Origin of the sequence: Pseudoalteromonas sp. DY56-GL79 (assembly GCF_041414765.1) — a bacterium.
GTDB classification, from domain to species: Bacteria; Pseudomonadota; Gammaproteobacteria; order Enterobacterales; family Alteromonadaceae; genus Pseudoalteromonas; species Pseudoalteromonas piscicida.
Genome location: NZ_JANHZS010000037.1, coordinates 1 through 24,246 on the forward strand (window position 1 = coordinate 1; position 24,246 = coordinate 24,246).

24 protein-coding genes are annotated in these 24,246 nt (G+C 42.2%); 20 read left to right on the forward strand and 4 right to left on the reverse strand.

Features of this window, described 5'->3' with window-relative positions; genetic code table 11:
• Positions 1 to 631 precede the first annotated feature (631 nt).
• The 5 genes from lexA to NO992_RS21595 all read left to right on the forward strand — a co-directional run bounded on the left by lexA (position 632) and on the right by NO992_RS21595 (position 5,766).
• Positions 632 to 1,246, forward strand: coding sequence for a transcriptional repressor LexA (gene lexA, locus NO992_RS21575; RefSeq protein ID WP_010378434.1), 615 nt, complete (start codon positions 632 to 634; stop codon positions 1,244 to 1,246).
• Between the two features lie 360 nt (positions 1,247 to 1,606).
• On the forward strand, positions 1,607 to 2,749 hold the full coding sequence (gene coxB / locus NO992_RS21580) for a cytochrome c oxidase subunit II (protein WP_017219465.1): 1,143 nt from the start codon (positions 1,607 to 1,609) through the stop codon (positions 2,747 to 2,749).
• The gene (gene ctaD, locus NO992_RS21585; RefSeq protein ID WP_017219464.1) at positions 2,749 to 4,323 is read left to right on the forward strand and encodes a cytochrome c oxidase subunit I; all 1,575 of its coding nucleotides are present in this window, start codon (positions 2,749 to 2,751) and stop codon (positions 4,321 to 4,323) included. The genes coxB and ctaD overlap by 1 nt, the downstream gene beginning before the upstream one ends.
• Positions 4,323 to 4,901: a cytochrome c oxidase assembly protein gene (locus NO992_RS21590; protein WP_010378437.1), complete on the forward strand. Its 579-nt coding sequence runs from the start codon at positions 4,323 to 4,325 to the stop codon at positions 4,899 to 4,901. The genes ctaD and NO992_RS21590 overlap by 1 nt, the downstream gene beginning before the upstream one ends.
• Positions 4,891 to 5,766: a cytochrome c oxidase subunit 3 gene (locus tag NO992_RS21595; protein ID WP_371380418.1), complete on the forward strand. Its 876-nt coding sequence runs from the start codon at positions 4,891 to 4,893 to the stop codon at positions 5,764 to 5,766. Before NO992_RS21590 ends, NO992_RS21595 begins: the two co-directional genes overlap by 11 nt.
• On the opposite strand, the gene NO992_RS21600 is transcribed toward NO992_RS21595, so the two are convergent.
• Positions 5,672 to 5,968, reverse strand: a complete 297-nt coding sequence (locus NO992_RS21600) for a DUF2909 family protein (RefSeq protein WP_081629166.1) — start codon at positions 5,966 to 5,968, stop codon at positions 5,672 to 5,674. The genes NO992_RS21595 and NO992_RS21600 overlap by 95 nt on opposite strands.
• 12 nt (positions 5,969 to 5,980) lie before the next feature.
• On the opposite strand from NO992_RS21600, the gene NO992_RS21605 reads away from it, so the two are divergent.
• From NO992_RS21605 to NO992_RS21665, 13 genes are all read left to right on the forward strand, one after another.
• Complete coding sequence (locus NO992_RS21605; protein ID WP_253107694.1) at positions 5,981 to 6,709, forward strand: SURF1 family protein; 729 nt, start codon at positions 5,981 to 5,983, stop codon at positions 6,707 to 6,709.
• On the forward strand, positions 6,702 to 7,193 hold the full coding sequence (locus tag NO992_RS21610; RefSeq protein WP_010378440.1) for a hypothetical protein: 492 nt from the start codon (positions 6,702 to 6,704) through the stop codon (positions 7,191 to 7,193). Before NO992_RS21605 ends, NO992_RS21610 begins: the two co-directional genes overlap by 8 nt.
• Before the next feature lie 9 nt (positions 7,194 to 7,202).
• Positions 7,203 to 8,216, forward strand: a complete 1,014-nt coding sequence (locus tag NO992_RS21615; protein WP_017219460.1) for a heme A synthase — start codon at positions 7,203 to 7,205, stop codon at positions 8,214 to 8,216.
• Positions 8,200 to 9,099, forward strand: coding sequence for a heme o synthase (gene cyoE / locus NO992_RS21620; RefSeq protein WP_019647585.1), 900 nt, complete (start codon positions 8,200 to 8,202; stop codon positions 9,097 to 9,099). The genes NO992_RS21615 and cyoE overlap by 17 nt, the downstream gene beginning before the upstream one ends.
• A complete protein-coding gene (locus NO992_RS21625; RefSeq protein ID WP_010378443.1) occupies positions 9,096 to 9,689 on the forward strand; it encodes an SCO family protein in 594 nt (197 codons plus the stop codon). The genes cyoE and NO992_RS21625 overlap by 4 nt, the downstream gene beginning before the upstream one ends.
• A 155-nt stretch (positions 9,690 to 9,844) precedes the next feature.
• Positions 9,845 to 10,117, forward strand: coding sequence for an STAS domain-containing protein (locus NO992_RS21630; protein ID WP_371380422.1), 273 nt, complete (start codon positions 9,845 to 9,847; stop codon positions 10,115 to 10,117).
• 9 nt (positions 10,118 to 10,126) lie between these two features.
• Positions 10,127 to 10,489 (forward strand): response regulator, encoded by a 363-nt coding sequence (locus NO992_RS21635; RefSeq protein WP_010378447.1) that lies wholly within the window; start codon positions 10,127 to 10,129, stop codon positions 10,487 to 10,489.
• A gap of 18 nt (positions 10,490 to 10,507) precedes the next feature.
• Positions 10,508 to 12,592, forward strand: a complete 2,085-nt coding sequence (locus tag NO992_RS21640; protein ID WP_010378448.1) for a chemotaxis protein CheA — start codon at positions 10,508 to 10,510, stop codon at positions 12,590 to 12,592.
• Complete coding sequence (locus NO992_RS21645) at positions 12,589 to 13,110, forward strand: chemotaxis protein CheW (protein WP_039490862.1); 522 nt, start codon at positions 12,589 to 12,591, stop codon at positions 13,108 to 13,110. Before NO992_RS21640 ends, NO992_RS21645 begins: the two co-directional genes overlap by 4 nt.
• A gap of 1 nt (position 13,111) precedes the next feature.
• The gene (locus NO992_RS21650) at positions 13,112 to 15,799 is read left to right on the forward strand and encodes a methyl-accepting chemotaxis protein (RefSeq protein WP_371380425.1); all 2,688 of its coding nucleotides are present in this window, start codon (positions 13,112 to 13,114) and stop codon (positions 15,797 to 15,799) included.
• Between the two features lie 52 nt (positions 15,800 to 15,851).
• Positions 15,852 to 16,682, forward strand: a complete 831-nt coding sequence (locus tag NO992_RS21655; protein ID WP_010378455.1) for a protein-glutamate O-methyltransferase CheR — start codon at positions 15,852 to 15,854, stop codon at positions 16,680 to 16,682.
• Positions 16,669 to 17,283 (forward strand): chemoreceptor glutamine deamidase CheD, encoded by a 615-nt coding sequence (gene cheD, locus NO992_RS21660; RefSeq protein ID WP_010378457.1) that lies wholly within the window; start codon positions 16,669 to 16,671, stop codon positions 17,281 to 17,283. The genes NO992_RS21655 and cheD overlap by 14 nt, the downstream gene beginning before the upstream one ends.
• 9 nt (positions 17,284 to 17,292) lie before the next feature.
• Positions 17,293 to 18,321 (forward strand): chemotaxis response regulator protein-glutamate methylesterase, encoded by a 1,029-nt coding sequence (locus tag NO992_RS21665; RefSeq protein WP_017219453.1) that lies wholly within the window; start codon positions 17,293 to 17,295, stop codon positions 18,319 to 18,321.
• Positions 18,322 to 18,354: 33 nt separating this feature from the next.
• Here the strand turns inward: NO992_RS21665 and NO992_RS21670 are convergent, their stop codons facing one another.
• Positions 18,355 to 19,398, reverse strand: a complete 1,044-nt coding sequence (locus NO992_RS21670; RefSeq protein ID WP_371380427.1) for a polysaccharide deacetylase family protein — start codon at positions 19,396 to 19,398, stop codon at positions 18,355 to 18,357.
• Here NO992_RS21670 and dinF point away from each other — a divergent pair.
• Positions 19,363 to 20,694 carry an MATE family efflux transporter DinF gene (dinF, locus tag NO992_RS21675; RefSeq protein WP_371380456.1) on the forward strand — a complete coding sequence of 444 codons (1,332 nt, stop codon included), beginning with the start codon at positions 19,363 to 19,365 and terminating at the stop codon, positions 20,692 to 20,694. The genes NO992_RS21670 and dinF overlap by 36 nt on opposite strands.
• A 10-nt stretch (positions 20,695 to 20,704) precedes the next feature.
• Here dinF and NO992_RS21680 read toward each other — a convergent pair whose 3' ends face one another.
• Both NO992_RS21680 and nfuA read right to left on the reverse strand, forming a co-directional pair.
• Positions 20,705 to 20,983 carry a hypothetical protein gene (locus NO992_RS21680; protein WP_130125765.1) on the reverse strand — a complete coding sequence of 93 codons (279 nt, stop codon included), beginning with the start codon at positions 20,981 to 20,983 and terminating at the stop codon, positions 20,705 to 20,707.
• Positions 20,983 to 21,558 (reverse strand): Fe-S biogenesis protein NfuA, encoded by a 576-nt coding sequence (nfuA, locus tag NO992_RS21685; protein WP_010378467.1) that lies wholly within the window; start codon positions 21,556 to 21,558, stop codon positions 20,983 to 20,985. Before nfuA ends, NO992_RS21680 begins: the two co-directional genes overlap by 1 nt.
• 145 nt (positions 21,559 to 21,703) lie before the next feature.
• Between nfuA and NO992_RS21690 the strand changes: the two genes are divergently transcribed.
• Entirely contained in the window at positions 21,704 to 24,229 is a 2,526-nt protein-coding gene (locus NO992_RS21690) for a M14 metallopeptidase family protein (protein ID WP_371380429.1), read from the forward strand.
• Positions 24,230 to 24,246 lie beyond the last annotated feature (17 nt).

Here is a 24,246-nt window from a genome sequence, read left to right on the forward strand (position 1 = left end):
CGACGGGTTTTTTGCTGTTTGGGGTATAGAGATTTGAGAAATAGAAAACCTCGCAAGCAATTAAAACCTCGCGAGGTGAACTCGCTCCCACCACAGTATCAGCGCAGCGCAATATGGTAGGGGGTGGTTCACCCACCGATAGGTTGCAATGAAAGTTTCCAGCCGATGATAGTGTGGAGCAGCCATGTGACTCTTTATTTAAAAAATGAGAACATCCTACTTCGTAGCAAATCAGGGCTAAATAAGAGGTTGATGAAAGCGTTCATCCATGAACTTCATTGACATTCGAACATCCATGTACTTCAAAACCCGTTGCAGTAATGCGGCGGTTTTTTTGTTGTTTGGGGTATAGAGGTTTTTCTATACCTAAGTGAATGCACTCCCAGCACAGTATTAGCACAATGCAACATGGTAGGAGGTAGTTTATCAGCCCAAAATCTTAATAATCTATTTCTTATTGCTTAGGGTCGTAGGTTATGCTTTGAGGCACAGACTTCGCTTCTTGTTAAATGCTGCTCTAATAATGCTATCAGCAAGTACACTTAAAATATGTCGAATAAAGAAACATTTGCGATTTTTTTTGAGCTGTATATACTTACAGTAAATAAACCACTGTATGGAACACCAGTTAATGCGTCCTCTAACAAAACGACAAGAACAAATCTTTGAATTAATAAAAGTATTCATAAAAGATACTGGCATGCCTCCAACTCGTGCAGAAATAGCTGATGCTTTGGGTTTTAAGAGTGCAAATGCAGCGGAAGAACATCTTAAGGCGCTTGCGAAAAAGGGAGTTATCGAAATGGTCCCTGGTGCAAGCCGAGGGATTCGACTTGTAGAGGATGAATCCGAACAACTTGGTTTACCTATTATCGGTCGTGTTGCTGCTGGTGAGCCTATTCTGGCAGAGCAACATGTAGAAAGTCACTGTAATGTAGATGCGAGTTTTTTTAAACCTAATGCTGATTATCTTTTGAGAGTTAATGGTATGAGCATGAAGGATATTGGCATTATGGATGGTGATCTACTAGCTGTTCACAGTACTCAAGTGGCTGAAAATGGCCAAGTGATAGTGGCTCGTGTAGAAGAGGACGTGACAGTTAAACGTTTTGAAAAGAAAGGAAAGAAAGTCTTATTGCATGCTGAGAATGAAGAGTTTAATGCGATTGAAGTGGATCTTGAGCATCAAAATTTCTCCATTGAAGGGTTAGCCGTCGGCGTTATCCGAAGTGCTGACTGGATGTAGTTTTTGAGAGCGAGCGTAGCGTTAAAGATAAAGTTGCGCTTGCTTTAACTATATTTTGTTTAAAAAGTGATAATTAACTTTTCTAACTATGTGAAAGTAGGATGATTAAAGTGACTTTAATCATTTAGTAATATTTTTAGTTTTCTGATCTTTATACACTATTTTTCATCATTCTTCGTTTTAATCCCTATAGTCCCCAGTTTTGATTCTAAAGTCGGTCTTCTCAAAAATCTTGCAATTTGTTTGTTTTTTGACTAATTGGTTAATAGTCGTGCAGTAAGTCTATGTACAAATAGACAATATGACAGTCATCCAATAATAACAAAAGACAACCACGAGTTGTCTTGAAGGAGACGTCAAATGAAAATTTGTCGATTAGTTGTAGCATTCATCGCAGTGCTAATCGCCATGCCCTCACTTGCTAACAGCGCTTATAATATGAGGCAAGGTGTTACAGACATTAGTCATCAAGTGTATGAGCTTCACATGACCATATTTCTAATATGTTGTGTCATAGGTGTGATTGTGTTTGGGATTATGTTTTGGGCGCTTATAAAACACAGAAAGTCAAAAGGCGTTGTTGCAGCGCAATTTCATGAAAGCACCAAAGTGGAAATACTTTGGACTGCAATTCCCTTCCTGATACTCATTGGTATGGCAATACCAGCCACAAAAACGCTTATTGCTATGGAAGACACGAGTAAAGCTGATCTGACCATTAAAGTCACAGGTTCTCAGTGGAAATGGCACTATGAGTATATGGGGCACGATGTTGAGTTCTATTCCTTACTCTCTACTTCGAAAGATGAAATTAGTGATCTTAAAGAAAAAAATGAAAATTACCTGCTTGAAGTTGATAAGCATTTAGTTATTCCCACCGATAGGAAAGTTCGCTTTTTGATGACCTCAGATGATGTCATCCATTCTTGGTGGGTGCCTGATTTTGCGGTGAAGAAGGATGCCAATCCAGGCTTTATAAATGAGGCATGGACAAAGGTAAACGATGAAGGAATTTACAGAGGCCAATGTGCTGAATTATGTGGCAAAGATCATGGCTTTATGCCAGTCGTCGTCGAGGCTGTAAGTCCTGATAAATTTGATAGTTGGCTTAACGATGCTAAAGCTGAAAAAGCAAAAGCAGAAGCTGAGTCACAAGCAGTTGCCCAACAAACTCTTTCGAAAGAGGAGTTAATGGAGGTTGGTGAACAAACTTACATGGCTTATTGCGCAGCTTGCCATCAACCAACGGGGCTTGGGCTACCAGGTGTCTTCCCTGCAATGAAAGGGAGTAAAGTCGTCACTGGAGATATTAAAGCTCATATAGATATTCTCCTTTTAGGCCGCCCAGGAACTGCGATGCAATCTTTCGCAAAGCAATTAACAATCAAGCAGATCGCGGGGGTTATCACCTATAAAAGAAATAGCTGGGGTAATGACACCGGCGATGTTATTCAGCCAAGTCAAATACAGCGTGAGATAGATGCATTAGAGGAGGGTAAGTAATGAGTGCCATCGTAGAAGAACATTCACACCATACAGCTCCCAAAGGCTTAAAGCGCTGGCTGTTTACCACCAATCATAAAGACATTGGAACACTGTATTTATTGTTCTCACTAAGCATGTTTTTAATCGGTGGTGCTATGGCGATGGTGATCCGAGCCGAGTTATTCCAACCAGGGTTGCAGCTTGTAGATCCGCATTTTTTTAATCAAATGACGACAGTACATGGACTAATAATGGTATTTGGCGCAGTCATGCCCGCATTTACAGGCCTTGCCAACTGGATGATCCCAATGATGATTGGTGCTCCTGATATGGCGCTACCTAGAATGAATAACTGGAGCTTTTGGATACTACCCTTTGCATTTGCAATTTTACTGATGTCGTTATTTTTGGAAGGCGGCGGGCCTGCTTTCGGTTGGACTTTTTATGCGCCACTATCTACAACGTATAGCAATGACAATACAGCATTTTTTGTTTTTGCGATCCATATAATGGGCATTAGCTCTATTATGGGTGCTATCAACGTTATCGTGACCATTGTCAATCTTAGAGCTCCAGGTATGACATGGATGAAGTTGCCTTTATTTGTCTGGACTTGGCTGATCACTGCATTTCTTCTGATTGCAGTTATGCCCGTACTCGCTGGCGCTGTGACTATGGTATTGACTGATAAGTTCTTTGGAACGAGCTTTTTTGATGCAGCAGGTGGTGGTGATCCTGTTATGTTCCAGCATATATTCTGGTTCTTTGGTCATCCTGAAGTGTACATCATGATATTACCTGCCTTCGGCATAATCTCTACGATAGTACCGACATTTTCAAGAAAGAAACTGTTTGGCTATGCATCAATGGTTTATGCAACCGCGTCGATTGCTCTGTTGTCGTTCGTCGTTTGGGCTCATCATATGTTTACTACGGGCATGCCTTTAGCTGGTGAGTTGTTTTTTATGTATGCAACTATGCTCATATCTGTGCCTACTGGCGTTAAGGTTTTTAATTGGGTAGCTACAATGTGGCGAGGTGCTATTAGTTTTGAGGTGCCGATGCTTTTTGCCATTGCGTTTATCGTACTTTTCACAATTGGTGGATTTTCCGGTTTGATGTTAGCAATTACGCCCGCAGATTTCCAATATCACGATACCTACTTCGTTGTCGCGCATTTCCATTACGTGTTGGTTACGGGTGCAGTATTCTCAATAATGGCCGCCGCATATTATTGGTTACCAAAGTGGACAGGTCACATGTTTGATATCAAATTGGCTAAATTTCACTTTTGGCTCTCTTTGGTTAGTGTGAACGTATTGTTCTTCCCAATGCACTTTGTTGGTCTTGCTGGCATGCCAAGGCGGATCCCTGATTATGCTCTACAGTTCGCTGATTTCAATGCGATCATTAGTATCGGAGGGTTTGCTTTCGGTCTTTCTCAACTGTTGTTTGTTGCAGTGGTTTATAAATGTATAAAAGGTGGAGAGCAGGCCCCAGGGAAAGTGTGGGATGGGGCTGAGGGATTAGAGTGGCAAGTACCATCTCCGGCTCCTTATCATACCTTTTCAACGCCACCGGAGATTAAGTAATGCAACATGGACGCCTGCTTAAGAAGCTTATTTTGTTGACGCTAGGTATGTTTGCTTTTGCCTTTGCACTGGTTCCTCTATACGACGTTTTTTGTGATGTCACAGGCCTAAATGGTAAGCCATCCATGGAAATCGCCAAGCAGAGCGAGTCAATTGCGCAAAGTCGACAAGTAGATGTGAGCTTCACAACGCATAGTCAAAGCCAGGCGCCATTTAAGGTCGATGCAGTCGAGCACTCGGTTAGAGTTCAACCCGGTAAGCTAACCGATGTCAAATTCATTGCAAAAAACTTGAGTGATAGTGAGCGTGTGTTGCAAGCGATCCCTTCAGTGTCTCCAGGGAAAGCGGCAAAGTATTTACACAAAATGGCCTGCTTTTGTTTTGATCAGCAACCAATGAAAGGCAAAGAAGAAGTTGAGTTTGTCTTGAGGTTCTATGTAGATACGGAGCTCCCAAGTGATGTTGAGGAACTCACGCTTTCATATACGTTGTTTGATATTACAGAGCGAGTTAGCAAACAAGACAGTGATGGACTGAATATGCTGGCCGCTCGAGAGGAGTTCAAATATGAACCATGAACAAGAAAAATATTACGTGCCTGAGCAAAGTCCATGGCCAATCGTAGGGGCTTTTGCGCTTTTCTTTATCGCGGTTGGCGCTGGCTTAACTATTATTCAACTTAAATCAGCCAGTAATAGTGGAGTAATGCTACTGCTCGTGGGTATTGCTGTGCTGATCTATATGATTTTTGGTTGGTTCAGGAATGTGATCCAAGAATCTCAAACTGGATTATATTCTGCCCAAATGGATCGTTCGTTCAAGCAAGGAATGGGATGGTTTATCTTTTCCGAAGTTATGTTTTTTGCTGCTTTTTTTGGCGCACTTTTTTATGCTCGAATGATAGCTGTGCCGTGGTTAGGCGGTGCAAGTAATAACGCCAGTACCAATAAGGTTTTGTGGCCTCAATTTGAAGCTGTATGGCCATTGCTCACAACTCCAGATGGAACTGTAACTCAAGCTATGGGTTGGCAGGGACTTCCGCTGATCAATACGATTATTCTATTAGCATCATCAGTAACCCTTAGCTTTGCTCACGTAGCTTTAGAAAAAGAGCAAAGGGCGAAAGTGAAGGCGTTCTTAGGATTAACAGTACTACTTGGCGTCGCATTCTTAACCTTGCAAGTGGAAGAGTATATTCACGCTTACCAAGATCTGGGGTTAACTCTCCAGTCGGGAGTTTACGGTAATACGTTCTTTTTGCTGACAGGATTTCATGGTTTTCACGTCACACTTGGCGCGATCATTCTTTTCGTTATATGGATAAGGGTATTAAAGGGTCACTTTACCGCTAAGAATCACTTTGCTTTTCAAGCTGGGGCTTGGTATTGGCATTTTGTTGATGTTGTTTGGTTGTGCCTGTTTGTATTTGTTTATGTGTTGTAACAACGGGTGAAGAGTGTAGCTTTATAAAGCCAAATTGAGCGGCAAGACAGATTAGAAGTACGACAGCTATTGATGCATAAACTCTTTGTTGCAATAGCCTCGCCATCGACTCTTGTTGCTCTGACTTGAGCATGACTAGCATAGCTCTAAATAGATTTAGAAAAACGAGTAGTAGCAATACAACAATAATAATTTTAATCATAAGGGGTGTCCGGTGGATTTAGGTGCACTTTTTAAAGGTAGATCAAAACCCCCCATATTGGCAGCATTAATCGTTGTTCTTTTATGTGGCTCGCTCTCTTATTGGCAGTGGCAAAGAGCGCAGCAAAAACATGTGTTGCAGCATAAAGTTGAGATTGAAAAATCGCTAGGCGTAGCTAATGAGCAGCAAGTAACATCCCAGCCGCTCACGCAATATGTTAATGCTGAAGTGTCGATTACAGGGAATTTTGTAGGCGATGCGGTTTGGTATTTAGATAATCAAGTCGTGAAAGGCCGAGTCGGTTTTGATGTAATTGGCATTATAAAAATTTCCGAAACTGATGAGTATCTAGCTGTTAATTTAGGTTTTGTGCCTCAGCAGGTTAGTCGCGTGCCTACCGTTTACTCTCTTCCAAGTGGCACCGTTTCTCTACCTGTCTATATCAAATCTAGTGCTAGTAAGCGGTTCACCTTAGCTAAGTCTGCGGCTGAGGAGACAACAAAACAATCTGTGATTCAGTATATTGATGTTGATTACTTGTCTGCGGAGTCAGGTAAACCTCTTTTACCTCTAATTGCCTACATGACTAAAAATAGACTTGCTGGGACTGAGCCCCATTATCAACCGGTCGTAATGTCACCGCAAAAACATGAAGCTTATGCATTACAGTGGTTGCTTATTGCCTTGGCCGCGGTAGTAATTGGCTGGAAACTTTCAAAAAAGGAGAATAAAGATGTCTAAAAGCGCGGCATGGTTTATAGGGCTGTTCGTATTCCCCTTACTATTGGCATTTGTTGCCTTGAAGGTCGGCTGGATACCACATAGTACGACTAATCACGGTGAATTTTTAAGTCAGGAGGTTCGCCAATCAGAGCTGGTTTTAGATACTGAGTGGAGTATCGTTTATCAGCGACCAAAGCAGTGTAATAAGCAATGTTCTTTACTACTAGATAGCTTACCTAATTTGTATTTAGCGCTGGGGAAAAACCAGCAGAAAGTATCGCTTGTGGTATTACAAGAGCGAAATGAAAAAGGTATTGAGTACGCTACTTCTTTGCCGATATACCTCAAGCAGTTAGACGACAACTATCTCTATTTGGTTGATAAAACAGGGTTATTTGTACTTAAATATGCACCAGTAGCAAGCTTAGAAGAAATGCGAAGTGTACAAAAAGGGCTACTGAGTGATCTGAAGAAATTATTGAACTACTCTCGTTCAAGTTAGGAGGTAAATATGTCCAAGGTAAGAATAAAAATCGCAATATTTGCCTGTTTCGTCGCAATAACGGTAGTGACACTTGGCGCCTTCACACGTTTAAGTGATGCGGGACTTGGGTGTCCAGATTGGCCTGGGTGTTATGGCTTTTTAACAGTACCAAATGAGACTCATGAACTATCTGCGGCGAAAGACAATTTTCCACATTTAGAAGTGGAAGCAGAAAAAGCTTGGATTGAAATGATCCATCGCTATTTTGCCAGCTTCCTCGGGTTACTTATTTTGGCACTTGCATGCATAAGGCTATTCAAGAAGCAAAAAACAAAAAACCCTAATCGTCACTACTACTTACTGCTATTGCTTGTGTTATTTCAAGGGGCTCTTGGGATGTGGACCGTGACGATGAATTTACAGCCAGTTATTGTGATGGGTCATTTACTAGGTGGGTTTAGTATTCTTGCATTGCTGGTGTTATTGGTTTTAAGGCTGAAATACACCACTATTACTGCTAGTGTAACTAGCCTTACCTGTCGTTTATGTTATGTGGCTCTTGGTGTGTTGATTATACAAATTGCGCTTGGTGGGTGGCTTGCAGCCAATTATGCTGCTCCACATTGTACAGGGTTGCCGCTATGTGACAATCTGCAACTTTTCTCTTGGCAGAGTTTATTTACGCTTCCTGAAGCTTCAGCGACTTATGAGTTTGGTGTTTTGCCATTCGAATCTAGAGTATCTATTCACTTTATCCATCGGATATGGGCAGTTATTACCGTTTTAATGTTACTTGCTGCATGCTGGCCACTGCTTAAAGCAAGTCAAAACCGAGTACTCCGACACTCAGCGCTTGTCGTTTTAGCTTTAATTTCTATACAAGTTTTGGTTGGGGCTGCAATAGTACATTTTCAGTTTCCTCTATTGTTGACACTATTCCATAACTTCATGGCAGCTATGGTGTTATTAGCAATGGTGAGATTGTGCTTTTTTATCAGCTTGGCGCAAAAAGTAGGGGTGAAATATGCTTCAATTAACTAATTTTTCAGAGCTTCAAAAAGCAACTACGCTATTACAAGCCTACTTTGGCATGTGTAAGTTCAAAGTAGTATGTATGTTAGTTATTACTGCTTGGGTCGGGATGATGTTAGCACCGCAAAGTGATAAAACATTATTGGCACAGTTAATGAGTTTGTTTGGCATTGGTTTACTTTCAAGTAGTGCAGCAGCTGTAAATCATATCGTGGATAGAGAAATAGATAAAAAGATGGCGCGAACACGAAACCGACCGTTAGCGACAGACTCCGTTTCTGTATCATCAGCTTTAATCTTCGCGACGGGCCTCGCAATTTCAGGATATGCTCTATTAACTATTTTCGCCAATCAGTTATGTGCGCTACTTACCTTAGCCGCGCTATTCGGTTATGCCGTGGTTTATACGTTATTGTTAAAGCGCGCAACACCTCAAAACATAGTAATAGGGGGGTTAGCAGGAGCGATGCCACCTCTGTTAGGTTGGGTCAGTGAGACTGGTCAGCTTGGTGCAGAGCCTTGGTTGTTAGTAATGATCATTTTTGCTTGGACACCTCCCCACTTTTGGGCATTAGCTATTGCTCGTAAACGAGATTACGAAAAAGCCGAAGTCCCCATGTTACCAGTAACGCATGGAAACGAATTTACAAAACTCTGTGTGCTATTTTATACCATCATTTTGACTTTAGTCTGTTTGCTACCTTACCTAGTGGGAATGTCTGGTTGGATCTACTTGCTGGTCTCCGGCATAGCAAATGTCGCTTTTATTTACAAAGCCACAAAGCTTATGAGAACAAATAGTTTAGAGTATGCTATGAGGGTATTCTATTTCTCGATCTGGCATCTTTTGATAGTGTTCATTGCACTCTTTGTGGATAAAGCATTTATATGAAAAAATTTTTCTTAATTATCTCTATGTTAATTCTGTTTGGTTGTGGGCCTGCGCCAGATGTGTCGGAAAAAGTGGTTTGGTACCCTAAGCCTAAGGACGTGAAAGCGTTTGAATTAAGGGATCAATACGGTGAGGTAGTCTCAAATCAAGACTTTACCGATAAATGGAACTTGCTGTTTTTGGGTTACACTAGCTGTCCCGACGTGTGTCCTATGACGCTGTTGAAGCTAACTCACGTATATCAATCCGTAAAAAACAAAAGTGACTTACAAGTATGGTTTGTATCGGTCGATCCTAACCGAGATACTGAAGAGAGGCGTTTAGCCTACATCAAGCACTTTGATCCTAATTTTAAAGCGGTATCTGCCGATCATTCGGCTTTATTTCCTTTTGTGAGAGATCTCGGTTTAATCTACGCAATAAATCAGGAACAGACAGAAGAGTATTATGTTGATCATAGTGCGTCTGTAGCATTAATTAACCCTAAAGGCCAGCTTGAGGCTATTTTCAAACCTACACATACAGCTGGAGCTGTCCCTACAATCGATGACAAACTACTTCTCGCTGACCTTGAGAAGATCATCAATTAGTCTTATATCGGCACTGGTCGACCCCAGTGTCGCTGTACTATCTTACCTCTAACGCTTTAATTATTTGCGGATTTTTAATCAATCTTTGTGGCATTTTTACCATCACGGTCTAAGCTAATTTTATTACTCATTTTTACAAGGATAGTCTTCAGCTCATGTTGAAACTTCCACCTGAAATGGCGATTAACCATGTGGAAAGCCTGTACCATCAGATTTTCCAAGACTCTATGGAAACATCAGACATCACGATTGATATTAGTGAAGTGCAAAGAGCCGACACAGCGTCTATACAACTGCTCTGTGCCGCACAGAAACACTTGCTCTCTTTAGAACATAAAATTGTATGGCATGGTGAAAGTGACGCTTTAGCGCAGGCGGTAGATGAGTTGGGATTAACCCATTATTTATTCCATAGTATTGAAAATTAAGAGGTGAATATGAAAAAGATTTTAGCTGTGGATGATTCGGCGTCAATGCGCCAAATGGTTGGCTTTACTTTGAAAAAAGCAGGTTTTGATGTCACGGAAGCCAAAGATGGCAGTGAAGCGCTATCTATTGCCAAGCAACAAGGGTTCGATGCCGTGATCTCTGATGTAAACATGCCTGTAATGGATGGGATCACTCTTATTAAAGAGCTGCGCAGCTTACCCAACTATAAGTTCACCCCTTTACTGATGCTGACAACTGAGTCGGGGTTAGATAAAAAAACAGAAGGTAAAGCGGCGGGAGCAACAGGTTGGATAGTGAAGCCATTCAACCCTGAACAACTACTAGCGGTATTGAAAAAAGTCATAAGATAGATACAGAGAGGCGTCGATATGAGTATTGATTTAAGCCAATTTTTTGATGTCTTTTTTGAAGAGAGCTTTGAAGGTCTAGACATAATGGAAGCTGAGCTGCTGAATTTACAGCCAGGCCATGAAGACTCAGAAACGATCAATACTATATTTCGCGCAGCACACAGCATTAAAGGTGGCAGTGGAACATTTGGTTTTACTTCTGTCGCTAACTTCACGCATGTTTTGGAAACCTTACTCGATCAGATCAGGGATGGGCGTCGACAGTTGACCGCTGAACATGTCAATTTGCTGCTCCAATCCGTTGATTGTTTAAGGGCCTTATTAACCGCATTACAAGCCGAAGAAGAGCCAGATCTTTCCAATGCGAATGAGTTGAAAGTTAAATTTGAAGAGATTTTAGGTGGTAAAGAGAGTGCTAGCTCAGATACTGCCGATAGCACACCTCAAGGGCAAGAATCTCAAACCTATCAAATAGACTTTAAACCGCTCCCTCATTTGTTTAAAACCGGTAACGAGCCGCTTTATATGTTAAGTGAGCTGTCAGAATTGGGGGATTTAGAAACTCATGCGTTTTGTGATGCTATACCTGAGATTGATGACTTCAATCCAGAGGATTGCTACCTCAGTTGGAGGTTATACTTAACAACCAGTCATCCAGAATCGGCGATTAAAGAAGTATTTGAGTGGGTTGAAGATGATGCTGAAATTTCTATTACCTTATGTGGTGGTTTATTTGAAGATGATGTGAGTGTCTCCACAACGCCAGAACCAGAGAGTGAGAAGAAAGAAGCGTCGAGCAACGACACTCAAAATATTGATGTACCAAAAACACCCTCAGCGACAAAAGCTAAGCCTGAGGCTAGCAAGAAATCAGCAGAATCGACTTCGATCCGTGTTGGGATTGATAAAGTTGATTCGCTTATCAATATGGTAGGGGAGTTGGTTATTACCCAAGCTATGTTGACTCAATTAGGCGAGCAAGAACCGACTGAAAATACGCTTGCTGCGATGCAAGAAGGCCTCGCTCAATTAGCCCATAACACGCGCGATTTACAAGAAAATGTAATGCGTATCAGGATGTTACCTATTAGTTTTGTCTTCAGCCGATTTCCCCGTTTAGTAAGAGATACGTCACAGAAGTTGAATAAACAGGTTGAGCTAAAACTGCTAGGAGAGCAAACAGAATTAGATAAAACCGTGATGGAAAAAATTTCCGATCCTATGGTTCATTTAGTAAGAAACTCTTTGGATCACGGCTTAGAAACACCGGAAGACAGAATAAAAGCCGGAAAAGATCCCGTAGGTACGGTGACACTGAATGCTTTCCACCAAGGTGGAAATATTGTGATTGAAATCATGGATGATGGCAGAGGTTTGAATACCGAAAAAATAAAAAGTAAAGCAATTGCCAATGGCCTAATTCAAGCAACTGATGAGCTGACTATTGAAGAGGTTAATGAACTTATTTTTAGGCCAGGGTTTTCAACAGCCGATGAAGTGAGTGATATCTCTGGTCGCGGCGTGGGTATGGATGTTGTTCGACGAAATATTCAAGCATTAAACGGCAGCGTTGAAGTGACTTCTGCAAAGGGGGTTGGCTCAACGTTTACAATCAGGTTGCCATTAACGCTGGCCATTCTTGATGGTCAACTGGTTAAAGTTGCAAAGCATACCTACATCATTCCACTTATTTCTATTGTTGAGTCTTTACAAATAGATATTAAAAAAGTGAGTAAAGTAGGTAATGGCTTAGAGGTGCTTCGGTTACGAGATGAATACATACCAATACTAAGGCTATATCAACTATTTAACCATGGTGGTGCAATAGAAGAGTTGGATAAAACACTGTTAGTAGTTGTAGAGAGTGATAATCACAAAGTGGGATTGTTGGTGGATGATTTACTAGCGCAACAACAGGTCGTTATTAAAAGTCTCGAAGCGAATTATCAGAAAGTAAATGGGATCTCAGGGGCGACAATTTTAGGTGATGGCAGAGTCTCTTTAATTGTCGATATTAGTGGTCTTATCAAACTGAGTGGCTTAAAGCGTCCAGGAACTCAAGAGTTATTAGTAGAACAAGAGTTAGATGAGGTGGTGTCATGATCACTGAAAAAGCCTCGATTAATGAACAAGTCATGCTTGCAGACAGAGATGACGATACACAATTTCTCACCTTTATGATGGCGGGCGAAGAGTATGGCATGGATATTCTGGCCGTACAGGAAATAAGAGGGTGGGAAGAAGTCACTGCAATTCCAAATGCTCCTATGTATGTAAACGGTGCGATTAATTTACGTGGCACGATAGTGCCAATCATAGATTTAAGGGTTCGATTCGGCTTACCACAAATCGAATATGGAGCGCTAACCGTGGTTATCGTTGTCTCCGTTGTAATAAAAGAGGCAACAAAAATTATGGGATTAGTTGTTGATGCGGTGTCTGACGTATACAGCATCAACGAAGAAACAGCGAAGGATGTTCCAGATTTTCAAGACTCGGAAAATAGTCAATTTGTACAAGGACTTGTAAATGTTGGTGAAAAAATGGTCGTACTTTTAAATTTGAAAAAGATATTAGATCTTGAAGTAAAGCAGAATGAGCAATTGGTTGTCGGGGGATAACATGAGCGATCAAGCATTAGCAAGTCAACTCAACAATAGAGTTCTGATTGCGGGTGCCATAATATTTGTGGGCTTGGCAATTAGTGTTCAAATGTTGAATATTAATATGTCTACACAAGCCTATGTGGCGATGGTTATAGCAGCTGTCAGTGTGGTGCTGGCAATTTTACTACTTAAGCAAAGCGCAAACATTCTGCTTTCTAAGTTGCAAGATGTTGAGGAAATTGTTCCCGCGATCGAGAGCAAAGATGCTAGCTTGCTCAATGCAAGTAATGCGTCACGTCAATCATCTTTATACAAAGCAGTTGCTAATTTATTAAGTGGTGACGCGGTAGATAGTCAAGACCATAGCCATAGTTTGTTGCTAGCTTTAAAGGTCTGTCAGGCCAATGTTATGCTTGCAGATGCCTCTCTCAACATTGTGTATTTGAACGACTCCGTAACCAGTATGCTGCGTAAAAATCAGGCTAAGTTACAGCAAGAGTTACCTGGTTTTAATGTTGATAGCTTGATTGGTGCCAACATTGATACGTTCCATAAAAACCCGAGCCATCAGAGAGGCATACTAGCTAATTTGACCCGTCCATATGTCACACAAATCAAAGTGGCAGGTTTGACCTTTGATCTTATTGCCACGCCTGTTTTCGATGATGAAGGACAAAGGATCGCGACTTTAGTTGAGTGGAAAGACCTTACAAGAGAATTAGCGTTAGAGAAAAAGCAGGCGGATTTGGCGAGCCACAATGCTCGTATATCGAGCGCGCTGGACGTTTGTCAGGCAAACGTAATGCTAGCGGACGAAGGGTTGAATATTATTTATGTTAATGATTCGGTTGTGCGAATGCTCAGAGACAATCAAACGCAGCTTAGAAAATCATTACCGAACTTTGATGTGGATACACTTGTAGGGCAATGTATTGATGTATTTCATGCAAACCCCAGCCATCAAAGAAACCTCCTTGAGAAGCTGAGCGATGTATACAGCACAGATATCAAAGTTGCTGGCTTTACCTTTGGCTTAATTGCGACCCCGGTGTTTGATGAAGAGAAAAAGCGGATTGGTACCGTCGTTGAGTGGGACGACAAAACAGAGCGTTTAGTTCGTGAAGAGGAAGAAAAAACTGCCGCAGCTGAAAACTTGCGCGTCCGAAGAGCATTAGACAACGTTTCAACGAATACGATGATAGCAAATGAGCAGTTTGAGATCGTTTACTTGAATCGTGCAGTGAAAGATATGATGAGAAATGCTGAAAGCGATTTAAGGCGTGACCTGCCTAATTTTGATAGTAACCACCTTATGGGAGCGAATATTGATGTATTCCACCGTAATCCAAGTCACCAACGCAGTATGCTCTCTCGACTTGAAACCGAGTATAAAACGGAAATCGTTGTCGGCGGAAGAACCTTTGGCCTAGTCGCTAATCCGATATTTGATGGTAATAACGAACGCGTAGGCACCGTTGTCGAATGGGAAGATAGAACCAAAGAAGTCACGATTGAGAAAGAGGTGAATGGCCTAGTTCAGTCGGCTAATGCCGGTAATCTTAGTGTTCGTTTATCAGAAGATGGGAAAGATGGCTTCTACTTACGACTAACCAAAGGGTTAAATAGTTTAGTGTCTACAGTTGATGAAACAGTTACAGATATGGGGGACATGTTAGACGCCTTAGCAACTGGTAATTTAACCAGACGTATTGAAGGCGATTATCGTGGGGCTTATGAAAAGCTGAAAAAAGACGCAAATACTACAGCTGAGAAGTTAACTGAGGTGTTAGGTCGGATCCGTACTTCTGCAAATTTAGTTGCCAGTGGTGCTGATGAAATTTCCCAGGGTAACGCTGATTTGAGTCAGCGAACTGAAGAGCAAGCCTCCTCACTAGAAGAAACAGCTTCTAGCATGGAAGAAATGACGAGCACAGTTAGACAAAATGCAGATAACGCGAAAGTAGCTAATGAGTTGGCCGAAGAGACTTGTGATAAGGCGACCAAAGGCGGTGAAGTAGTCACACGCGCAGTTGAAAGCATGTCTGAAATTAATGATTCAAGTAAGAAAATTGCCGACATTATAGGCGTTATTGATGAAATCGCTTTCCAGACAAACCTATTGGCATTAAACGCAGCCGTTGAAGCTGCCAGAGCCGGAGAACAAGGTAGAGGCTTTGCAGTGGTCGCGGGTGAGGTCCGTAATCTAGCTCAGCGTTCTGCAGCAGCGGCGAAAGAGATTAAAGATCTGATCAGAGACAGTGTAAGTAAGGTTGAAGATGGTACGTTACTGGTTAATGAATCTGGTGAAACGCTAAAAGAAATAGTTGAGTCTGTTAAGCGGGTGACAAACATGATTTCTGACATTGCTGAAGCGTCGATTGAGCAGAGTTCAGGTATTGAGCAGGTTAATAAAGCAGTGTCACAAATGGATGAAATGACGCAGCAAAATGCTGCCTTAGTTGAAGAAGCGTCAGCCGCAGGGGAGTCGATGGCTGAGCAAGCAAATGATATGAGAAGATTATTAAACTTCTTCACTCTTGATGAATCTTCACACCGTAGCTTAGAAATGTCTGAGTCACCGAAGAACTATAAAGCGCCAGAAAAGCAATTACCAAAACGGACAATGAACTCTAATAAGCCCCCTCAGCAAAACACGAAAAGTAATCAGTTTGCAGATGACTCGGAAGAGTGGGAAGAGTTTTAGGGTTAGGCAATAGATCAATTCCGTAGTGGGGGTTGGCTGAAGGAATACGACGATGCGAGAGTTTCTGTTGACCGATAAGGATTTTTCCGAAATTTCGGCTCGAGTCTATGACACATGCGGCATAGTACTCGGGCCGCATAAAAGGGAAATGGTTTACTCAAGGTTGGCAAGGCGCATAAGAGCCAATGGGCTAAAATCATTTGAGGCGTACTTGTCGTTTTTGGAAGAAAATCAAGATGTTGAATTTAGTCATTTTATCAATGCAATTACGACCAATTTAACCTCATTTTTTCGGGAAAATCATCACTTCGAATTTCTAACAAAGAAAATAGTTCCCGAAATTATTGCCAGACACAAACACGACAGAAGAGTCCGGATCTGGTCTGCCGGGTGCTCCACAGGTGAAGAACCCTATAGTATTGCGATGACCATTGCGAATGCTTTTCCTAATGGTTGGGATGTCAAAGTACTGGCAACAGATTTAGATTCCAATGTCTTGGGCAAAGCGAGTCTTGGAGAATATACGGCAAATAACGTCACGGGTTTAGACGAAGATAAGCTCAAAAAATGGTTTCTTAGAAGTGCTGATGGAGCAATGTATAAAGTGAAGCCTAAATTGCAATCCTTCATCCATTTTAAACGACTTAATCTTCTAGAACCATGGCCAATGAAAGGGCCCTTTGATGTTATTTTCTGTCGTAATGTTTTGATTTATTTTGATAAAGAAACAAAAGATAAATTGTTTGAGCAATATCATGACATGTTAGTTCCCAATGGTTACTTACTTATAGGGCACTCCGAAACGATGGGAAAAGAGCACCTAGAATTTAAAAATTTAGGTAAAACCATTTATCAAAAAGGCCAGTTGAATGAGAGAGTTTAGACCCGTTCTCAGAGGCTTCGAGCATGTAAAACGCTTTTGGGATTCAGGGCGTGCCAAAGTCGTTGCAAAAGTACTTCCGGGGGAGTTTTATGTATCTAAGCAGGATGAACTGATTTCGACTGTACTAGGTTCCTGCATTGCCGCTTGCGTATATGATGAGAAATTGGGGATAGGTGGTATGAATCACTTTATGTTACCCGGAGCAAAGGCACTAAGAGAAGTGCATGCGGATGACCTAAATTGCCGTTACGGTAACTGGGCGATGGAGTATCTGATAAATGAAGTACTCAAAAATGGGGCGTCTAGAAGCAATTTAAAAATTAAACTTTTTGGCGGCGGAAAAATTATTAGCGCTATGACTGATATCGGAGAAGGTAATATCAGGTTTGCTCAAGCCTATGTGGAAGAGGAAAGTTTAAATTTGATTTCACAGGATGTAGGCGGCCCCTGGCCAAGAAAAGTTATCTTTCATCCTCAAAGTGGCAAAGCGCAAGTGAAAAAGTTACGAACCATGCACAATAACACAATTGAACAACGTGAAGTGCGTTACTTACATGACATTGAGGCTCAAGACAATAAAACGGATATTGAGCTATTTTAGGTGTGAAATATGATCAAAGTTCTGATTGTTGACGACTCGCCGTTAATTCGTGGGTTGTTAAAAGAAATTTTAGGTCAGGCGGATGGTATTAAAGTCGTTGGCACCGCGGAAGACCCTTATGAAGCTAGAGAGCTCATTAAGTCTACTTCGCCTGACGTATTAACTTTGGATATAGAAATGCCAAAAATGAATGGCATTAATTTTCTTAAAAATTTAATGCGCTTAAGGCCTATGCCTGTTGTGATGATCTCTACGTTGACCCAAGAGGGCTCACCCGCCACGATAGAAGCACTAGAATTAGGTGCCGTTGATTTTATTTCTAAGCCCACCAGCAATGTTGCTGATACCTTAATGTCTTATTCCGATTTGCTGGTTAAGAAAATTAGAGTAGCGGCCGGTGCAAGAGTGAGGGCTTTTAAAGCACCAAAACAGGAAAGCGAATTAGAAATTGGCCGTAATTATACATTTTCTCGTAATACTATTTTAGCCATAGGCGCCTCAACTGGAGGAACTGAAGCTATCAGAGAGGTGCTTATGCGATTACCAACACACGCCCCTCCTGTTGTTATCACCCAACATATCCCACCAGTTTTCAGTACCTCATTCGCGCAAAGAATGGATCGCACCTGTGCGGTATCAGTCAAAGAAGCGGAAGATGGTGATGTTTTATTACCTGGTCATGTTTTCATAGCACCGGGAGACAAACATCTTAAGGTGGCACACACTGCAACCGGATATGTTTGCCGATTAGATGATACTGAGCCTGTTAATCGTCATAAACCCTCAGTTGAGGTGTTATTTAACTCCCTAGTGCCAATGGGGAAGCATGTTTGTGCTGCTATGCTTACGGGAATGGGTAGTGATGGAGCAAAAGCAATGCTAGCTTTGAAAACCGCTGGTGCCAATACATTTGCACAAGATGAACTTAGCTGTGTGGTATGGGGAATGCCTAGAGCGGCGTACGAGCTTGGCGCAGTGCAAAGCCTAGTACCTTTGAGTAAAGTGACTGAAACCATGCTGAGCGCGGTTAAAAAGTAGGGGTAAGAGCTAATTTACTCCTACCCAAAGCTGTCATTTTTCAATAACCCAAGGTTGTGAAAACCAATAATATCGTCCTGTGTCTTTGATTGAAGGTGCCGTACAGTTATATCGAGACCGTCCCATGGATAGTGCTTTCGGGGTTTGGATACGTACGCTGGTTTCTGATAGCCACGTCAGCTCAGCTTGTCCAACACCTGAAACGTAGCATGCAAATTGACTCTGATGAAAATCCTTATTGTTAAAATGCAACGTGATTGCTGGGGTTTTATTGTTCGTAACGCTATCAAGGTAATCTAATTTTTGTAGAGAGAACGCTTTGGTCTCGAGCTTAGTTTTTAATGTTTCTAAGTTGCTGTAGTTTCCTGATGCGGGAAAGCGAGCGATACGTGTAAAATCTGAAGAAACACCAACCGCACCAGAGTGTTGGCCAATACCAATAAGTCCAAGCTCTGCTACTAGCTTTTGCAATTCATGGTTAAACTCACCGTAAGGGTATGCGAGGTAGGGGTAATCGTGGCCAATTTCTTCTTTAATACGCTGTTGTGACCATGTGATATCGTGCTCAACACGTGCACGCCACTGCGCCGCTGTTTCATTTTTTAGTTTGAGGTGGAGGTAATCGTGCTTAGCACTATGATTTGCGATAATAGCCCCGCGTTTTGCTAATGACCTCAGTTCATCCCACGTCATGACATAGCTTTTCTTTTCGTCAATAAGTTGAGGGTTGACGAAAATAGTATAGGGAAAGCCAAAAGATTCCAGGATCGGGGCCGCCGCAGTGATATTATTTTCATAGCCATCATCAAAGGTGATAGCTAACGTCTTTTCTGGTAGAGACTTACCCGACTTTAGGCTATCTAACAATTGTGGTAAAGGTATCACCGAAAAACCATGTTCTTTAATGTGGTTAAGATGAGATTTAAAGGTTTCTTCACTCACGCTGGTGACCGCTGGGAGTTTCTCACTCACGTGATGATACTGTAAGATAACCGCACCCCAACTATTTGCTGAGAATAGGGCCAAACCAAAAATAATATGTTGTATCAATTTCTTAAATGCCATAAAGCGCAACATCTGAGCCTCTTACTACTTGCAGGTCCGATGATACTATCAAATATTACGGTGCCACTGTTAGGATTAGTCGATACAGCAGTCATTGGTCATATGGGGGATGCGCATTTTTTGGCTGGGATAGCGCTAGGCTCTAGCGCTATCTCGGTACTATTTTGGCTTGCAAGTTTTCTGCGAATGAGTACTACAGGAGTGATCGCTCAATCAAGCGGCCAGCAAGACCATGACAAGCTAGCACGTTCACTATTTACCAGCATGCTCATTGCGCTGCTCTTTGCCGTGAGTTTGATTCTATTATCTCCTCTGCTGGTCCAAGTTATTGCTCAACTTTCAAATGCTTCTAGTGAAGTATTTGAGCAAGCAAAATTATATTTTCAAATCCGTGTATTTAGCGCGCCTGCAGCAATGTTAAATCTTGTGTTGCTGGGCTTTATGCTTGGAATGCATTACGGGCGAGGGCCATTCTATCTAGTGTTGTTCACGAACATAGTGAATATAGCTTTGGATATTTTATTTGTTGTCGGATTTGAGTGGGGAGTAGCAGGCGCAGCTTGGGCTTCACTGATTGCAGACTATTCGGCATTAGGCTTATCTTTGTTTTTGAGCGCATTGGTCGCAAAGCGCTACGGTATTTCGTTGAAATTCACTCCACCAAAGCGCGCGCAGTGGCTCAGTTTACTCACCTTGAATCGTGATATTTTTATTCGTTCCTTGATCTTACAACTCTGCTTTAGTTTTATGACTTTCTATGGCGCAAGACTTGGTGAGATCACGCTAGCGGCCAATGCTGTCTTACTGAATTTTTTGATGTTAGTTAGCTTTGCGATGGACGGTATCGCTTATGCTGCCGAGGCAAAGGTCGGCAGAGCAAAAGGACAAGGCTCGTTGGGGCAATTGCAATTATGGGTAAAAGTAAGCCTGTTTTGGGGGGCCGCATTTGCGCTTTTATACAGCGCTATTTTTTATCTAGCTGGTGGCTGGATCGTTAGCTTATTAACCAATATCGCCGAAGTGATAACATTGGCAGGTACTTACTTACCTTGGTTGGTGCTATTACCTTTGATTGCCATGAGTTGCTTTTTGTTTGACGGCATCTTTGTTGGGCTTACTCGTGCTAAAGAAATGCGAAACAGCATGTTAGTTTCTGCGGTATTCGGTTTCTTCTTGCCGTTTTTGATTGCTTTGCCACTCGGTAACCATGCACTCTGGCTTGCAATGAGTTGTTTTATGGGGTTGCGTGGATTGACCTTGGCATATAAATATCATCAGCTCACTCGACAGGCTGCTTTACTCGAATAATGGGGCTATGTTAAGCAAATGGGTCGTTATCTTTTAGAGTTTGGCGGCGTTTTTCTCTAGCTTCGATAACTTGAGAAAAGCGATTAGCAAAAATACCAATATAACCGTAAAAGGCACAGCACAAACCAGGAACTAAAAGCACTAAACCTGCGATTTGAAAGCGATGATCTTGATAATAACCCAGCGCGATAAAAGCACCAGCGAGTAACACAATAACAAGGCCAAAAAGGAAAAATTTGAGGCTTCGCTTAGGGTGAGACCCTAAGCGATAAATGAGGGTTTTGCTCATTAATAGTAAGAGTGTTCGCCGCGAGCGTGCTCCGTGATGTCACGTACGCCGTTGATTTCTTCAAACTTAGCGATCATCTCTTTTTCGATGCCTTCTTTTAATGTGACATCAATCATTGAGCAGCCGTTACAACCACCGCCGAATTGAAGTACAGCAATACCATCTGCGGTAATTTCTACTAGGCTAACTTGACCACCGTGATTGGCCAGTTGTGGATTTACTTCTGTCACAAGCATGTGCTCTACGCGCTCAGCAAGGCTCGCATCATCACGTAATCGTTTAGCTTTGGCATTTGGTGCCTTAAGCGTCAACTGACTCCCCATTTTATCGGTAACGAAGTCGATATCGGCTTCTTCTAAAAATGGTGCGCTTTCTTCATCAACGATGGCTTCAAAACCATTAAACGGTAAGCGGATATCGCTTTGTTCAACGGCATCTGCTGGGCAATATGACACGCCACACTCAGCTTGAGAGGTGCCTGGATTAACCACGAAAACTCTAATATTAGTGCCTTCAGCCTGATCGGCTAATAGTTTCGCGAAATGGCTTTGGGCAGAATCTGAAATATGGATCATAATTCGCTCTATACTTGACTAAATTACTCGGTTAATACGTATCATACTCTCCTCGTCGTGTTGTCGCTAGTGTTCGGCGTAAAAATTTGGCAATCGACGGTGCGCTTGTTAGCTTGAAAAGTAATCGGAATTAAAGGACATTATCATGCGGTTAATAAGCTGTATTATCGTGCTGTTGAGCTTTAGCTTGCAGGCCAAGCCCATTGCCTATTATTTTGGCGATGAAGTAAAATTTGATCCTACAATAACTACGCCAAAACAAGCATTTGGATATGAAGTTGGGCCGTGGCATTTGCGCCACGATCAAATCGTTAATTATCTACATACCCTTGCAAGTGAAAGCCCAAGGTTGAGTGTCGAAACAATCGGGTTTAGCCATGAGCGACGTCCTTTGTTACTCCTAAAAGCGAGCTCGCCACAAAACCAACAAAACTTGGCACGTATTCAGCAAGATCATATTGCTTCATTGAGCAGTAGCCAAAACCGTTCAGACCAGCCTGTTGTGATGTGGATGGGCTATAGCGTGCACGGTAATGAGTCTTCAGGCAGCAATGCCGCGGTACTCATGGCATATTATTTAGCTGCGGCGCAGGGCGAGTCAGTTACGCAGCTCCTTGATAATGCGGTGATATTGTTAGATCCAGCTTTGAACCCTGATGGCTTATCACGTTTTGCTACATGGGCAAACGCCAATAAGAGCATGTCGCTATCAACCGATCCTGCACATCGTGAGCATAATGAGTCTTGGCCTTCTAGTCGCACTAACCATTATTGGTTTGACCTCAATCGTGATTGGTTACTACTACAGCATCCTGAATCAAAAGCACGGATCAAAGCGTTCCATCGTTGGAAACCTAACGTACTGACCGATTTTCATGAAATGGGACCAAATAGTACGTATTTTTTCCAACCAGGGATCCCATCAAGGACTCACCCAATTACCCCATTACAAAACGTAGCGCTAACCAACGAGATTGGTAAGTTTCATGCCAAAGCCCTTGATGCGCAAGGGGAGTTATATTTTACTCAAGAGAGCTTTGATGACTTTTATTATGGCAAAGGTTCTACGTACCCCGACGTAAATGGTGCGGTTGGCATTTTGTTTGAACAAGCAAGTAGTCGAGGGCATGCACAAGAAACTCAGTATGGCGTGTTGAGCTTTCCTGAAACGATTAAAAATCAGGTTACGACGAGTCTCTCGACATTTCAAGCCAGCACGACACATAGACGCGCTTTACTTGACTATCAGCAGCAGTTTTATCAACAAGCGAACGAGCTTGCGAGTAAAGATGAAATCAACGGTTACGTTGTTGCTCGCGGCAAAGATAACTACAGTTTTCAAGCGTTTGTGGATTTATTGAAACAGCATCAGATAGAGGTGAAATACCTCTCAAAAGCCAAAGAAGTTGATAACACCGAATATCAGCAAGGGGATTTATACATTCCACTAGCCCAGCCGCAATATCGCTTGATAAAAGCACTATTTAGCACACAGACGCATTTTAAGGACAACACGTTCTACGATGTTTCAGGTTGGACGATGCCGTACGCTTATGATTTAGATTTTGCCGCAGTAAAAAGTGGCTGGGGTTTAAAGCTTCAAGGTGAATCGAGCACTGAATCAAATATATTGGCTCCCGTTGCAGGAAGTTATGCCTACACCATAGAATGGCATCATTACCTGGCGCCACAATTAGCAAATCGCCTCTTACAGGCTGGAGTGAAAGTGGCAGCTGCAATGTCACCATTTTCAGCATCAACCACCTCAGGCTCTCATGACTTTCAGGCTGGTACATTGGTGATAGCAAGTGGTATTCAACAGCAAGCGGACTGGTTTACTCAGCTTGAAACAATCGCCAGAGAGCTTTCACTTCCAGTATATAGTGTGACTACAGGCATGACCCAAAGTGGCGTCGATTTTGGGTCAAGACAAATGCTGCAGCTGCAAAAGCCAGAAGTCCTCATCATAGGTGGTGCAGGTGTAAGTCAATATGAAGCGGGTGAGCTTTGGTATCATTTGGATAGACATTTAAAACTTGCTCCTTCAATTGTGGAAAAGCAGCATATCGAGAAACTCGATCTTACGCGCTACACCCACATTTTATTGGCTGATGGTAAATATGGAGATTTAAGTGACAAGAGCAAAGCTAAGCTCTTGAGCTGGGTCGCTAAAGGCGGTGTGATTTGGGGGCAAAAGCGTGGTGCGCAGTGGCTAATCGAACAGCAGCTACTAGACGCTGAAATGGTTTCAAGCAAAGAAATGCGAGCCCAGTTTGACAGCAAAAATCTCACCTTTGCAGATCAAGATAGCCTTTCGGCAAAACAGCGGATTGCCGGCGCGATTTTTGATGCGCGTTTGGATTTAAGCCATCCTTTGTCTTTTGGCTTTGAGAACCGGGAATTACCTGTCTTTAAAAATAGCACTTGGGTGATGCATCGTAATAATAAGCCATTTATCGAGTCGTTGACGTATACTAAAAAGCCTTTATTGGCAGGGTATGCTGATAATATTAACGTTGAACAGATCGCAGGTTCCTCTGTCTTGATAGCGTCAACGTCTGGACGTGGGGTGGCTGTAGGAATGACTGACAATCCTGTATTTCGTGGCTTTTGGTTCGGTTCTAGCCGACTGCTAAATAACGCGTTGTTCTTTGCACACGGCATAAGATAAGGTCCAGAACATTTAGC